The organism is Candidatus Peregrinibacteria bacterium (assembly GCA_016699755.1).
Taxonomy (GTDB): domain Bacteria; phylum Patescibacteriota; class Gracilibacteria; order CAIRYL01.
The window spans coordinates 1,386,276-1,399,908 of the sequence record CP065009.1; the positions used below are offsets into that span (position 1 = coordinate 1,386,276).

Below are 13,633 nucleotides of genomic sequence, written 5' to 3' on the forward strand. Positions count from 1 at the left end.
GGGAGAGGAGAAAACAAATAATATTGTAACGGGCTTGGTTTTGGATATGCAATAATGACAGGTGTTTTTTGGTGTTTTGGTAGTGTCAACGAGAATGAAAAGTAAAATTTGAGATATTTTTTGATACTCCACAAATGTTTGTCTACTCCAAAAATTTAAAAACCATTTTCCATACTTTTCTTTGGGAATCACTGTGACCATGCTTTTGAGAACATCTTGTTCATCAAAATTTTATCTCCGATATCTATCAAAAATGTGTATGCAATCCTATCCTTCGGCGGATATTTTGGTGGTGGCAGAAAATAGAAGAATTTTTGGACAGAAAAGGTTGCGACTCGTCACATTTTTCGATACAATGATTTGAATCTTTTGGAAAAAAGAATTCAGCAAGAAAGGAAAGCGGTTTGACCGCAACACCTACAGAACGTTTTCCTTTCTTCGCTTTCCAAGAAGGTTTTCACCGAAGAGCCACGTGAAAACCCCGCCTCATACAAAAAATGCTCACATGGGCAGAAAGATTTTTCTTTCTCGACTGCATGAGAACGAGCAGGTCGCAGGAACGACCAAAAACACCTCCGGAGGAAGGCAAGAAAAACGAGTCTGGTTCGACTCACCCGTTTCGCGACAAAAGGATTCCCCGCAACAAAACTTTGTTTATCGTTGGCAGGATGGAACCAAAACGCGAAAAACACCAAAACAAAAAAACGCACATCATCTGATGGCGTTTTTTTGTAGGGAAATGATTTTTCCTTTTTAAAAAATGATTGAGTGGTCTCGAAATTCCTTCATTCGTTTTTCATCCCATTCTCCACTTTCATTTTCAATTCCACTTGCTGTATCTGTTCCATCTGCTTCTGTTTTTTCAAGAATCTCCCGAACATTCTCCGGCGTCACTCCTCCTGCCACGAGAAAAGGTTTTGTCATTTTGGGAAGCATATTTGATGGAAATATTTTCCCCGAACCAGGATGCGCGCCATCAAACAAAAAGACATCCGCCACATTTTTCCAAGAAGAAAGCGTTTCTTGAAACGGAAGATTTTCTCCCACAGAAATTCCCTTAATAAGAGAAATAGGGAATCCACAAAAATCATCTGCGGATTCTTGCCCCGAGAGTTGCGCAAAATCGAGGTGGTATTTTTGACATATTTGAAGTACTTCTTCTGGATTTTGATTTTGGAATACACCTACAAAACGTATTTTTTTGCGCGGAAACGCAGAAAGAGTTTCTGCAACGGATGCGGAAATACATCGCTTAGAAGTGGGAACAAAGTTGAGTCCGAGAAGCGGAATATCGAGTTCTTCCGCCAAACGAAATCCTTGTTCTGAACGAACGCCACAAAACTTTATAAGCGGAGCAGGATGCACAAGAAATTGTGTTTTTTTTCGAAGCGCTTCATAAAAATCTTGCTTTTCATCTTCCGCTGCAGAACGAATGAGGTGACTTCCCACAAGAACGCCATTCGCCACGGATTGAACCAAGCGAACATCTGCCCCAGAAAATCCCGAAAGGCTCAAGCATATTCGGTCTTGCGGAATATTACGCGCCAAACGAAATGTTCGTCCAATATCGAGCGAAAAATTGGCAAGATCGCGATTGTTGATGCCAATAATTTTGCAATCGGTGGAGAGTGCTTTGTGAAGGTCTGTTTCATCGGCAATTTCGACAAGTGGTTCCATTCCAAGAGATCGAGAACAGGAGAGGAGACGAAAAAGCTCTTCTTGAGAAAGAAGACGCACAATGAGCAGAACGCTATCCGCACCAAAAAAACGTGCTCTTTGAATTTGCTTTTCCGAAAGAACAAATTCTTTACAAAGAATAGGAGTGGCTTTTGTGGCGGATTTTGCCGCGCGGATATTTTCGTACGATCCTCCAAAAAATGAAGTATCGGCAAGAACAGAAATCGCGGATGCACCACCTATTTCGTATGCTTGGGCAATATTTCCAATATCAGCATTTTTTGGGAGTAACGCACCAGAAACCGGAGAAGCCGGCTTGATTTCTGCAATAAGCCGAGGAATATCATTGTGAACGGATTTTTGGAGTGCCGCGTAAAAATCACGTTCCGCTTGTGGAAGCGATTCAGAAATATCGGGAAGGGCGTTTATCTCTGTGCGTTTCGCCTCTGCAATGGTATCGAGAATATCTGACATACTTACAAAGAAGAAACACAAGAAATCGCCTTCTCTTGGAGCTTTCGAAATACTGCCTCCGCAGAACCGTTTCGGACCGCCTCTTGCGCACGTTGGAAGTTTTTTTGAAGATTCAAATTTCCTTCAAAATCCCCCCCCTCAAATACAGAAAGTGCCACGGCAGTGTTCACGAGTACTAAATGCGCCCGAGAAGAATTCACCTGTTTTTCAAAGAGAAACTCGCGTGCAAATGCGAGATTTTCTTCTCGTCCGCCTCCTTGAATTTCGGAAAAAGAAACCGAAGAAAGCCCGAACATTTCGGGTGTAATAATTGATTCTCCATTTTGAGAAGAGACAATATGCGTTGCTCCTGTCACGGTAACCTCATCGAGTCCATCGGAGCCATGCACAACCATCACCTTTTTTCGTCCCATACCGGTACATGCTTTGAGAAGAAGTGACATATACTCTTTGTTCGAAACGCCTATGAGTTGTGCTTCGGGATTGAGTGGAGAAAGCACCGGACCGAGCAGGTTGAACATTGTCGGCACGCCCATTTCTTTCCGTACAGCGCCAAATGCCGCCATATTTGGGTAACATCGTGGTGCGAAAAAGAATCCGATTCCGACGCTCTCCACACATCCCCGAGATTGTTCCGGTGAGAGATTGATGGGAATATTAAGCACTTCCAAAAGATCAAAACTTCCAAATCGTCCGCTGCTCGCACGATTTCCGTGCTTTGCCACCGGAATTCCTAGTGCTGCCAGCACAAACGCCGAAAGGGTACTTGCGTTTATTCTTGGTAAACCGCTTCCTCCTGTTCCGCAAACATCAATTGCGGGGAACGTTTCCGAAAAATTTCCGAGTATTTGTGCTGCAAAGAATACTTCATCCGCTGAAACTCCCTTTGTGTTTTGTAGTTCGAGGATTTCTCGTTTTTCCGCATCCGAAAGTTCTCCCGAAAAAGATGATTGCAAAAAGAATGCCATCTGTTCTTGCGTAAGAGTGTTTTTAGCAATGAGAGTTTTTCGAATATCAGCAAGCATAATTACGAGAAAATCGTGAGAAAGTATGCCTGTTTTTAGGGCTTCAAAAAAGAGATTATTGATGATTGCGAAACAGGTTGCCCCTTTGTGAGTGGAGGCGTACCCTTTTTTTGGTAGTTTTTCTTTTTCTCCTCAACATGATGAACGCAAAGGTCGCACAGGCAATTAACGACCAAATTAAAAACGAACTTCAGTCGGCATACATTTACCTTTCTATGGCGTCGTGGTGTGTAAAGAAAAATCTTGATGGATTTGCACAGTGGATGAAAGTACAAGCAAAAGAAGAGACCGGGCACGCCATGCGTCTTTTTGAATATCTTCATAATCGTGGAGCAGATGTCGAATTGCAGGCGCTTGAAAAACCACGGAAAGAATGGGGTTCAGTTGCAGACGTTTTTCGTGATGTTTTTGAGCACGAAAAAGAGGTGACCGACTCCATCAATAGACTTGTCGATCTTTCGATTGCAGAAAAAGAACATGCTACCAAAACTATTCTCCACTGGTTTTTGGAAGAACAGGTAGAAGAAGAGTCAACCGCACAAAAAGTGTTGGAGCGACTTGAACTTATTGGCAAAGATCCCGCAGGAATTTTGTTTCTCGATAAAGAAATGGGAGCACGTGCGTAGTGTTTCAAGCTATTATCATTCTCAAGAACACGGTATGTTCATGCCACGCTATTTATGAATTTGAAAAAACAACTTCTCTTGGCGGCACAGCAGGTTGTGCTTCTTGCTTCTCAGAAAAAAGCAAAGACAAAGCAGGCGCTTTCCGTAGCAAAAAACGCCATTTGCCGAGAAATGGGCATCAACACTTTTCCCGATGCGCTCCTCGTTTCTGCGTACGAAACACTCGTAGAAAACGGAACGCTTTCTCCTGTACCCGATCTCCAGAGACTCCTTATGAAACGAGGTATCCGAACGCTTTCTGGCATTGCCCCTATTTCGGTTCTCCTTCCGCCCGGACCATGCAAAAGCGCATGTGTCTATTGCCCACTTGAGCGGTCGGATGTTGGTGGAAAAACTCTTTTTCACAAAGATTCCGAAAAAAAATATGGTCTGCAATCTATTCCAAAGGCATTTCAAAAACCCAGCACTATTGTGATGCCAAAGAGCTATTTAAGTAGTGAACCGGGTGCTATGCGCGCGCTTTTGTCGGGATTTGATCCGTTTTTGCAAATTTCTCGACGAATCGCCGCACTCCGAAAAACAGGACACTCCGCAGAAAAATGCGAGCTCATTGTACAAGGCGGCACGTTTTCCGATTACCCAAAAGCGGTTCGTACTCGATTTCTCACAAGGTGTTATGCGGCGTTTAACGGAAATGCGCGCGCGCGATCACTCTCTGAGGAAATACGAAGAAACGAAACGGCAGATTGTCGAGTAATAGGACTCACGCTCGAAACTCGTCCGGGATGCATTACCCCAGAAGAAATTCGAGACTTGCGAAAACTGGGATGCACGCGCGTAGAAATAGGTGTGCAAACGCTCGATGATACCATTACAAAAACTACGAAACGCCTCCAAACACGAGAAGAAGTGGTGCGTGCCACTGCACTTTTACGCCAAGCAGGACTAAAAATTTGCTACCACATTATGCCAGGGCTTCCCGGTTCCACGCCAGAAAAGGACATCGAAGTCTACCGAGAGGTGTGCGAAAACCCTGATTTTTGTCCAGATCTTGTGAAGATTTACCCGTGTTCTGTGGTGCCGTTTTCAGAACTGGAAAAATGGCATTCCTCGGGAAAATACGTGCCATATTCCGAAGAAACGCTCCGCAATGTCCTTCTCGAAATAAAACGTCTCACTCCGCCATGGATACGCATTTCACGTCTTATTCGCGATATTCCGGGAACCGCAATTTTGGGGGGAAGCAAAACAACAAATCTGCGCCAACTCTTGCAGGAGGAGATGAGGAAAGATGGAAAATATTGTCAGTGCATCCGCTGTCGAGAAATTCGTGGAGGAGAATATGACCCAAAACAAGCCAAATTTGTACAACGGAGTTATTTAGTGGCTGGAGGAATGGAGCATTTCTTGAGCATGGAACTTGCGGATAAAACGCTTCTTGCGCTCTTGCGACTTCGAATTCCGGGCAAAACGGAAAAGGCTCTCTTTCGTGCGCTTGCAAACGCCGGAATTGTGCGTGAGCTTCACACATACGGCTCTGCAATACCCATTGGCGGAGAATCTGGCGGAAAACCTCAACATTCAGGTTTTGGAAAACGACTCTTAGAAGAAGCAGAAAAAATATGTCGTGCGGAAAAATTGCAAGCAATAACCGTTATTGCCGGTGTTGGCGCCCGAGAGTATTATCGAAAACTCGGATTTATTGATGCAGAAACATATGTGAGAAAAGAATTCGAAAAATTGTAACGCTCCTCTTCGAGAAGAGGAAAATATATTTTTCAATAAAAAAATAATTTGACAAGTTTCTATAATAACGATAAAAAGTGAATCCCTTTCTTTTTTTATCGTTCATGTCACCAGAAATATTAGAGATAAAAAATAACGAAACAACAAATACTGTTACTCAGGAAGGTGAAAAATTTGATGGGAAAGCAAGAGCAATTGCACTCTCTGCTCTTATCGCCCTCAGTAGTATTAATGCTTCCGCAGAAGAAAGAGGGCATCCTCTTATTCACAAAGCATCACGAACGCCAGAAGAATTTATTCACTATCTTCAGAAAAATCAAAAAGAATGGGAAAAGGTTCAAACGGAACTGCAAAGAATGGGATATTCGTTTTCTAGCCCTCAAGAAGTTGAAAAATATTTTCGATCAGAAAAATGTAACGGGGAAATTACCCTTAACACCTATACTCCTGATGGAGAACCTTTGAGCAGGACAACAAGAGCGTGTGAATCTGAAGAGTTTCTTTTGACAGATCCTCATACGAAAAGAAGCGTACTCTCAACAGAATGCGGAAATGGAGTTCCGGGAGTACGAGCTCCCGAAACAGTCGTAAAAGAAACAAATAGATTCATTATCAAAATCTTACATTCTGATTGTCGTTATGGTTATAACAGAGATGGAAATATGGTCGAAGCACACTGCAATGGAGCAGGAACCCCTGTAGTGATTGAAAAATAAGTTTTCTCAATTTTTTTCTTTTTTATTTTTTATGAATGTCATGAAAACTCCCGACCATCTTTCTGAAAGGAGAACTGATTCTTCAAGAACGAAAAACAGCATTTTTGATAGTATTCGGAAATCAAATGTTGCCCGTGTTGCCGCTTTTGCAAGTGCTCTTGGAGTTGGAGGTTGCGCTGCAGAGCTCAACGTAGCAAGCGTTCCACTGAAGAACGGAACAATAACTTTTGCTGATCACGCCACTGGAGGCAATATTCTCAAACCAACAGGAAAACAACAGGTCACAGCTTATTCCGAAAGTAAAGAAGATGGGAAAGATGTCATTTTAAAGGCAGATCAGCATGCTTTCGCCGCTATCGGTGCTGCCGTTCTCTCTGCTTTGCCGAGAGCAGTAGGATATGCCATTGGAAATCATGGGCTCAAAACAAAAGTAATGACCAGTGAAATAACTAGTTTGGATAATGGCTCTACTTCCACTTCTAATGCACAACAACACCAGGAACAGGAGCAAGATCAAACCGCCTATGGAGGAGAAGGTGGAGAAGGAGGATCTTCTTATTCTGAAGGAGGAGATGGCTATGGAGGAGCTGCATCTGCGGGATCATCTTCTAGTGCTTTTTCAGAAACCTTAGGCGATTGTGCTGGTCATAGAGGTATGAATTGTAGTGGGTCAGGAGATTGATAAAATAGAGTTATTACTCCAGAAAAAAGCCCTGCATTGCAGGGCTTTTTTCTTTTGCAAATTTTTAGTATAATAAAAAAAAATAAAATATGAATCAACACCATGCTTCTCCCTTTTCGCCACGCTCTTTTGAGTTTTATGAGGAGAGAAGAATGTTTCTTTCACCAGAGTCGCCTCGATTTTCTTTAGAGAGTGGCAATTCGAATTATCTTGAAAAAAAAATAATACTGCTTCCTCATGCTGCGCTTTTAAATGTTCAACAGGCTCTTAGTAATCAAAATTTTAATGGCGGAAATTATAAAAAATCAGATTATGCCAAAAAAATTCAGCAAACCCTTGTTGATTTGGGATACGACATTGGCAAAAGTGGAGCGAGTACGAATGGTGTTGACGGAGACTATGGAAATAACACCAAAAATGCTGTGCGCCAACTTCAAGAAGATCTCAAAAAAACATTCCCCAAGGAGAATATTATCCCCGATGGTCTTTTTGGAAATACAACTGCCTTCTTGGTGCTCACCATGATTCAAAAAGAACAGAAGACAAGAGAAGGAGTGCAGAAAGAACGAGCAGAAATCAAAAAACGTATTACTCCATCAAGTTCTGAAAAAGCAAACACTCGTCCTTATACGAAGGCGCTTCAAGGTCTTGATCTAACAGCAATAGAGAATAACAAAAATCTTGGGAAAAGCATTGTCGATGAAATACGGCAAGGAAAAATCTCAGAAGGAGTTGGTGCAGATGTCTTCATCGGAGATAAAACACAATCAGTCTATTTTTCTGGAGAGAATGGCATTTTTTGCAAACCAGATATGTCACCAAGAGTTTGGAATCTCCGAGAGCCTTGGAAAACGTACATTATCCCCATGAAAAGAGTAGAAGGAAACCTTAGCATTACGAATATGCCAACAGTACAGCCTATTGAAGTGATCACTAATCGTGATCACTCTCACGGAAGAGAGAGTTATGCTTATATGGAAAAAGGCGGAAAAATGAGGAGATTCAACGAATCTGGTAATGAGATTTATCTTCAGGGTGGTTTCAACGGCTAATGCCTCTTCCTTGTCCAAAATGTGGCATGCTTATGATTGAAATTCCCACGCCAAAAAGTGGCGTTCTTTCGTGTTGCGCTTCTTGCGGACACACACAAAACGCCAAGGGAGTGCCTGTTGTTCCTTCCCCCACAAAAACAGAAGAGAAACCTCCCCAGTTAAGAATAACAGCAACAGATATTCCTCCAGAAGTACAAGCACTTTTAGACATGGAACGAGCAAAAATAGACGCCCGTTTTGATGGATATGAAAAAGACGAACAGAAAATATTTGGTCTGCTTCGTGATGTTCCGGGAGCAAATTTTCTGAGCAATCTTCTTTCTCGATTTTTTTGAATCGAAAACAATATTTTGAATCAAGAAAAAGATGACAAAACCATTTGTCATTGTGGATTCTGATCCGCAATTTTTTTTGTCATTCCGTACTCAGTACGGAATCTCAAAAGATCCTGAATTGACCAAAAATGAAGGAGATACCGGATTAAATCCGGCATGACATATATAAGAAAGCCATTCCTCTATTCTTCATAAAAAAACACAAAACAATATGGATGCTTTAATAAATATTTTGCTGGAAATTCTTCTGAAGACAATGACCCAGAAAACCATTCCGTCAGTACTTCTTCTTTCGATTTCCCCTTTAATAACACTATTAATTTTTTCGCATTCAGCAACACAGGAAGCGTAAACGTAATGCGTTGACGCACGGCAAATTGTTCCGTTTCAGAAGTTGTCACCAATTTGTGATCTTCAGAAAGCGCAGGAGAATGGGGGAAAAGTGAAGCGATGTGTCCATCTGGACCAATGCCCAATACGGCAACGTCAAACACGCCTCCTTGTTCTCGAAAAAGAGTTTCATAGTGTTTTGCTCCACAATCGGGAGAAGTTGTTTCTGGCAAAAAGAATCGTGCCGGAACCGGAAACGATTCTCGAATGAGTTTTGCATTTGCATCAGGATGATTGGGCGGAACGCATCGTTCATCTGCCAAAAACACGCTTACCGTTTCCCAAGGAAATACTCGTTTCGCCAATTCCTCATAAACTGGCGCAGGAGTTGATCCGCCAGAAAGCGCAAGAAGAAACGGATCTGGGGTATCTGCAAGAATTTCACGTACGGCACTTTGTACCCATTCTTCTTTCTCTTGAAAGCGGAAAACCTGAGGAGAATTCATACACCTTAAAAAACACCCTCTTTATTCTTTCGATTTCCCTTTTCTTTTTCCAAAAAAAAAGCTTGTCAAAGGCAAAAAAGAAGGTATGATACTCTCCGCGGAGGTTTTTCGCGAAAAAAAATGAGAATCATTATGATTTTTTCTTCAAAAAAGTTTCAATTCCTTTTCTTGGCATCGATATTTTTGAATGTGTTTTCGTATTTCCCCTCTGTTTTTGCGGAGAAAAATACTGATTCTCCTCCACAAGAATGGAATACGACGATCACTTTTTCTCATGAATTTTCCAATTTTCGTCTTCCGCTCACCAAAGTACCAAACTTTTTTCAACGTGAAGAACAGGTCTTTTTTCGAGGACAAGAAATTATTCCCTCAGCTTTCAAATCAATTGCCCCAGAGAATGCAGAAGTCTTTTCTATAGAAGAAGATGGGAATTCTTCTCCTTTTCCAGTAGAAAAACATCTTGGAGAATGGAGAGTCGATCAAAATGCACTTAATGCTTTTCTTGAAGAATATGTGTTGCCACACGTAGAACAAGAGACACAAGATGTTCGGATTTTTCGAGGAGAGGGGGGAGATATTCAGTTTGAAGGTGCCGGCATGTTTGGAAAAGTAGTGGATCGAGAAAAAACACGTATTTTGTTGGAAACTGCTCTTAAAGAGGGAGTGGATCGGGTAGAGCTTCCGGTAACTATTACAAGTCCAAAAATAACCGTTGATGATGAAGAGCTTTCGAAAAGTGGTATTTCTGATCTCGTTTCTGTGGGGGAATCAGATTTTTCGGGAAGCTCGTGGGCGCGTATGCAGAATGTGGAAGTTGGTTCATTACAGTTGAATGGATACCTTATTCCAGAAGGGGAAACAGGAAGCTTTAATGATGCTTTGGGGCCGGTGGACGCTGATCATGGATATCTGCCAGAACTTGTTATTGTTGGGTCACGGCTCGATAAAGAATATGGAGGTGGACTTTGTCAGGTGAGTAGCACCGCCTTTCGTGCGGCACTCCTTGCCGGACTTCCTATTGCCGAACGCTATCCACACTCATTTGCTGTAAGTTATTACGAACCGTGGGGCACAGATGCTACTATTTATCCGGGAAATAAAGACTTCAAATTTGTAAATGATACGAAGGGTGCTATTCTCGTGCAAACCACCATGAATCGAGAAACGAAGAAGCTCCGATTTCATTTCTACGGTACGCGAGACGATCGACAGGTAAAACTTCTTGGTCCGACTATTGGAAGGCACGTCGCGGCGCTCCCTGCTCTTCACCAAACGAGTGAGAAGCTTGCCCCAGGAGAAACGCAATGGCTTTCAAAAGCTGTAGAAGGATTTGATGCGTCATGGACACGAATTATTTTTCGAAAAACATCCGATATAGAATTTGCTTCAAAAGAGAGCGCCGAACCACTCATCTACTCTTTCTTTTCTCGATACCAGCCACGCCGTAATTGGAGCGTCACTGGGGTTTCGCCAGCTTCAGCAGAAGCATCTGATGAAGAGGTATCGGTCATTTAAGTAGTTACCAATCAATTTCTAAGCGTACAGGACAATGATCGGAACCCATTTGTTCACTGAGATATTCAATTCTTTGTATTTTTGAAAATAAGGCTTTGTCCGCAAACACATAGTCGATTCGCCACCCCACATTTCGCGCTCTAGCGCCAGAAAGGAGATGCCACCAAGAGTATTGCGCTACGTTTGGATATTTTTCGCGAAACACGTCCTTCCAATTGTTTTCGATGACACGAGTAACCCATGTTCGCTCTTCTGGCAAAAATCCAATGGAATTTTTGTTTTCTTTGGGACGAGCAATATCAATTTCTTCATGCGCGCAGTTTACGTCTCCTGCCCAGATAACTTCTCGTCCTTCTTCGCGAAGCGCATTCATATACTCGAGAAAGAGATTATAAAAAACAATCTTTTCTTCCCATGCCTGCTCCGATTTTCCTCCGTTCGGAAAGTAGATTCCTAGCACTGTCTTTTTTGAATCAATATCAACTCGAGCAATTCTTCCTTCTGTGTCAGAAAATAACGGCATTCCAGAGGAAAAGGAGGGGTTTTTGCAGAAAGATTTCTTTACCCAAATGCCGGTTCCGGCATACCCTGGTTTTTCCGCAGAATGATAAAACTGATGATATTCTGGGTGTTCGCGGAGTTCAGCAGAGAGTTTTTCTGGTGTTGCTTTTGTTTCTTGCATCAGCAAAATATCGGGACGATATTTTACTAAGAATGGCAAAAGCTCACCTTTTCGCTCAACTGAGCGAATACCGTTGACGTTCCAAGAAATGATAATCATAACCAAGAGAGAGATTAAAGAGTTCTGATGGGAATTTTCTTGGTTTCCCATATGTCGCAAAGAATTCCCAATAAAGAAATCGCACCAAGATAGGTTCTGAGAAAACGCTCAAGATCTTCCGCATTTCCAAAGCTGAGCTTTGATTCTTCGAGTTCTTTTCGCAGTGCGTTCAGATTCACCCTTTTTGAGCTTTCGACCGTAGCAGGGAACATTGACAATACAAAAGCTTCGGCAGTATAACGGAATCGGAATATGACACGAAACAACTTTTCCCTCTCTCGGCTACAATCACTTCTTCAAGAGATTCCAAAAGGAAAGGTAACAACATACGCAGAAATAGCAAAAGCCATGGGAGTTCCTCGCGCCGCGAGAGCAGTGGGAACACTCCTCAGTAAAAACCCAGAGCCAGACACGTTTCCGTGTTATAAAGTGGTGCGGAGCGACGGAAATATTGGCGGATACGCACTCGGAACAGAAGAAAAAAATCGACGACTTTCTGCGGAAGGCATTTCCATTGTTAATGGAAAAATAGTGGATAGAGAAAAAGAAGTGTTTCGATTTTTCTAGCAGTTTTCATTAGGCTTTGTGGCGAACGATCGTAAAATGAGGTATTAAACCATACCAAGACCAAAAGGCTTTTCTTGTTGAAATGTCGTTTTTTTTAATTGACTCGCAACGGAAATATTTGCGAGAATTAATGTCGCGTTTTGTCCACGCTGATCCTTTGCGCGGTTTTCGGGGTTCAGCAACCTTTGGGGGAGGCGTCGTTTGTTTTTTTTTCGAAAAGACCGCTTATTATTTCTATGAAACAAGAAGATTCTGTTATGAATTCCCTTCTTCAGGAGTTCACTTTTCAAATGCCAAAACCCGGAGACGTTGTTTCTGGTGTTATTGTTGCTAAAGAGCCAGGGTATCTCCTTGTTTCTGTTGGCGGTGTTGCGGTAGGAATTATTGCAGGACGTGAGATGCACGATGGCTTTGGTACAACAAAAAAAGTACAAGCAGGAGATGAGATTCAGGCATTTGTGCTTGATGAAGAGAACGAAGAGGGAATGATGATCCTCTCCCTTCGAAAAGCAAGTCAGATGAGAAACTGGGATTATTTTGAAAAATGTCTTGAGAACGGAGAAATTATTGAAGTGGTTGCTAAAGAAGCAAATAAAGGAGGACTCATTTGCGATGCGAATGGTGTTCATGCCTTTTTGCCGGTTTCTCAGCTTGCACCGCAAAATTATCCGCGTGTTGATGGAGCAAATGCACAAGCGATTATCGAGAAGCTCAGAAGCTTTACGGGAAAAAAGTTTTCTGTTCGCGTTATTACCTTTCTTCGAAATGATAAAATTATTGTCTCTGAGCGTGAGGCAATGAGCGAAATCCGCAACAAGGAAATTAAAAACCTAAAGGTGGGAGATGCCGTTAGCGGTGTCATTAACGGTGTTGTGAAGTTTGGTGTCTTTATTACCTTTGGAAATCTTGAAGGGCTCATTCATACTTCTGAACTCAGTTGGGATGCACCACGGAACCATTACGAATTCTTTAAAATAGGAGATGAGGTAAAAGCGCAAGTTATTGGAATTGACGGAGATAAAATCTCCCTTTCTATTAAGCGTCTCCAGAAAGATCCTTGGAAAGAGCTTATTGAAAAATATCCAGAGGGAACCATCACAAAAGGAACAGTGAACAAAGTCACAAATTTTGGACTCTTTGTTACTATCGACGGAAATCTCAATGGACTCGTCCACGTTTCAGAATTTGAAGATCCCGAGCTTCGCCCAGATGAAGTAGGGCGTGTTGGTGATGAGGTCAAAGTGAAGGTGATTGGAATTAATGAAGAAGACCACAATTTGAAGCTTTCTATGAGACTTAAAGTGGAAAAGAAAGAAGAGGAGTCTGATGAAAAAAAGGAAAAAAAAACGAAGAAATCTTCTAAAAAAGAGGAGTCTAGCACAGAAGAGGAATAAGAAGTTTTTTGCTCGATATCAAGAGAAAGTGCTTTCCAGCACTTTTTTTTGTGTAAAATATGAAACAAGCAGTAGAACTCGAAGCGCGAAATATCAAAATCCAAACGCAAACTTTTTGCCATTGGTCTTCAAGTTGAAAAAATGCGAAAAAATTGGTAAGATAGGGGGATAATCTTTTGTCTCACACAAAACAAAAAATCATGCCGG

Annotated in this window: 14 protein-coding genes; 9 read left to right on the plus strand and 5 right to left on the minus strand. The window is 42.1% G+C overall.

Going from position 1 to position 13,633, the window contains the following annotated elements:
- Positions 1 to 753 precede the first annotated feature (753 nt).
- Both IPN35_06165 and trpD read right to left on the minus strand, forming a co-directional pair.
- Positions 754 to 2,151: a hypothetical protein gene (locus IPN35_06165; protein QQS59138.1), complete on the minus strand. Its 1,398-nt coding sequence runs from the start codon at positions 2,149 to 2,151 to the stop codon at positions 754 to 756.
- 2 nt (positions 2,152 to 2,153) lie between these two features.
- A complete protein-coding gene (gene trpD / locus IPN35_06170) occupies positions 2,154 to 3,176 on the minus strand; it encodes an anthranilate phosphoribosyltransferase (protein QQS59139.1) in 1,023 nt (340 codons plus the stop codon).
- A gap of 137 nt (positions 3,177 to 3,313) precedes the next feature.
- On the opposite strand from trpD, the gene IPN35_06175 reads away from it, so the two are divergent.
- The 6 genes from IPN35_06175 to IPN35_06200 all read left to right on the plus strand — a co-directional run bounded on the left by IPN35_06175 (position 3,314) and on the right by IPN35_06200 (position 8,333).
- On the plus strand, positions 3,314 to 3,802 hold the full coding sequence (locus IPN35_06175; protein QQS59140.1) for a ferritin: 489 nt from the start codon (positions 3,314 to 3,316) through the stop codon (positions 3,800 to 3,802).
- 54 nt (positions 3,803 to 3,856) lie between these two features.
- Complete coding sequence (locus IPN35_06180) at positions 3,857 to 5,548, plus strand: tRNA uridine(34) 5-carboxymethylaminomethyl modification radical SAM/GNAT enzyme Elp3 (GenBank protein ID QQS59141.1); 1,692 nt, start codon at positions 3,857 to 3,859, stop codon at positions 5,546 to 5,548.
- Positions 5,549 to 5,652: 104 nt separating this feature from the next.
- Positions 5,653 to 6,264 carry a hypothetical protein gene (locus IPN35_06185; protein ID QQS59142.1) on the plus strand — a complete coding sequence of 204 codons (612 nt, stop codon included), beginning with the start codon at positions 5,653 to 5,655 and terminating at the stop codon, positions 6,262 to 6,264.
- 40 nt (positions 6,265 to 6,304) lie between these two features.
- On the plus strand, positions 6,305 to 6,946 hold the full coding sequence (locus IPN35_06190; protein ID QQS59143.1) for a hypothetical protein: 642 nt from the start codon (positions 6,305 to 6,307) through the stop codon (positions 6,944 to 6,946).
- A gap of 152 nt (positions 6,947 to 7,098) precedes the next feature.
- A complete protein-coding gene (locus IPN35_06195) occupies positions 7,099 to 7,998 on the plus strand; it encodes a peptidoglycan-binding protein (protein ID QQS59144.1) in 900 nt (299 codons plus the stop codon).
- Positions 7,999 to 8,024: 26 nt separating this feature from the next.
- On the plus strand, positions 8,025 to 8,333 hold the full coding sequence (locus IPN35_06200; GenBank protein ID QQS59145.1) for a hypothetical protein: 309 nt from the start codon (positions 8,025 to 8,027) through the stop codon (positions 8,331 to 8,333).
- Positions 8,334 to 8,515: 182 nt separating this feature from the next.
- Here the strand turns inward: IPN35_06200 and pgl are convergent, their stop codons facing one another.
- Positions 8,516 to 9,169, minus strand: a complete 654-nt coding sequence (pgl, locus tag IPN35_06205; GenBank protein ID QQS59146.1) for a 6-phosphogluconolactonase — start codon at positions 9,167 to 9,169, stop codon at positions 8,516 to 8,518.
- Positions 9,170 to 9,289: 120 nt separating this feature from the next.
- On the opposite strand from pgl, the gene IPN35_06210 reads away from it, so the two are divergent.
- Positions 9,290 to 10,684 (plus strand): VanW family protein, encoded by a 1,395-nt coding sequence (locus IPN35_06210; protein QQS59147.1) that lies wholly within the window; start codon positions 9,290 to 9,292, stop codon positions 10,682 to 10,684.
- Positions 10,685 to 10,688: 4 nt separating this feature from the next.
- Here the strand turns inward: IPN35_06210 and xth are convergent, their stop codons facing one another.
- Together xth and IPN35_06220 are read right to left on the minus strand one after the other, a co-directional pair.
- Entirely contained in the window at positions 10,689 to 11,465 is a 777-nt protein-coding gene (xth, locus tag IPN35_06215) for an exodeoxyribonuclease III (GenBank protein QQS59148.1), read from the minus strand.
- Between the two features lie 14 nt (positions 11,466 to 11,479).
- Positions 11,480 to 11,677 (minus strand): hypothetical protein, encoded by a 198-nt coding sequence (locus tag IPN35_06220; protein ID QQS59149.1) that lies wholly within the window; start codon positions 11,675 to 11,677, stop codon positions 11,480 to 11,482.
- Between the two features lie 40 nt (positions 11,678 to 11,717).
- On the opposite strand from IPN35_06220, the gene IPN35_06225 reads away from it, so the two are divergent.
- Together IPN35_06225 and IPN35_06230 are read left to right on the plus strand one after the other, a co-directional pair.
- Positions 11,718 to 12,032, plus strand: a complete 315-nt coding sequence (locus IPN35_06225; GenBank protein ID QQS59150.1) for an MGMT family protein — start codon at positions 11,718 to 11,720, stop codon at positions 12,030 to 12,032.
- A 236-nt stretch (positions 12,033 to 12,268) separates the two neighbouring features.
- Positions 12,269 to 13,426 (plus strand): 30S ribosomal protein S1, encoded by a 1,158-nt coding sequence (locus IPN35_06230; GenBank protein ID QQS59151.1) that lies wholly within the window; start codon positions 12,269 to 12,271, stop codon positions 13,424 to 13,426.
- Positions 13,427 to 13,633: the final 207 nt, after the last annotated feature.

Bases quoted from the DNA above. Each gene is read 5' to 3' on its own strand.
- IPN35_06165 (QQS59138.1), bottom strand. From the start codon at position 2,151: ATGTCAGATATTCTCGATACCATTGCAGAGGCGAAACGCACAGAGATA.
- trpD (QQS59139.1), bottom strand. From the start codon at position 3,176: ATGCTTGCTGATATTCGAAAAACTCTCATTGCTAAAAACACTCTTACG.
- IPN35_06175 (QQS59140.1), top strand. From the start codon at position 3,314: ATGATGAACGCAAAGGTCGCACAGGCAATTAACGACCAAATTAAAAAC.
- IPN35_06180 (QQS59141.1), top strand. From the start codon at position 3,857: ATGAATTTGAAAAAACAACTTCTCTTGGCGGCACAGCAGGTTGTGCTT.
- IPN35_06185 (QQS59142.1), top strand. From the start codon at position 5,653: ATGTCACCAGAAATATTAGAGATAAAAAATAACGAAACAACAAATACT.
- IPN35_06190 (QQS59143.1), top strand. From the start codon at position 6,305: ATGAAAACTCCCGACCATCTTTCTGAAAGGAGAACTGATTCTTCAAGA.
- IPN35_06195 (QQS59144.1), top strand. From the start codon at position 7,099: ATGTTTCTTTCACCAGAGTCGCCTCGATTTTCTTTAGAGAGTGGCAAT.
- IPN35_06200 (QQS59145.1), top strand. From the start codon at position 8,025: ATGCTTATGATTGAAATTCCCACGCCAAAAAGTGGCGTTCTTTCGTGT.
- pgl (QQS59146.1), bottom strand. From the start codon at position 9,169: ATGAATTCTCCTCAGGTTTTCCGCTTTCAAGAGAAAGAAGAATGGGTA.
- IPN35_06210 (QQS59147.1), top strand. From the start codon at position 9,290: ATGAGAATCATTATGATTTTTTCTTCAAAAAAGTTTCAATTCCTTTTC.
- xth (QQS59148.1), bottom strand. From the start codon at position 11,465: ATGATTATCATTTCTTGGAACGTCAACGGTATTCGCTCAGTTGAGCGA.
- IPN35_06220 (QQS59149.1), bottom strand. From the start codon at position 11,677: ATGTTCCCTGCTACGGTCGAAAGCTCAAAAAGGGTGAATCTGAACGCA.
- IPN35_06225 (QQS59150.1), top strand. From the start codon at position 11,718: ATGACACGAAACAACTTTTCCCTCTCTCGGCTACAATCACTTCTTCAA.
- IPN35_06230 (QQS59151.1), top strand. From the start codon at position 12,269: ATGAAACAAGAAGATTCTGTTATGAATTCCCTTCTTCAGGAGTTCACT.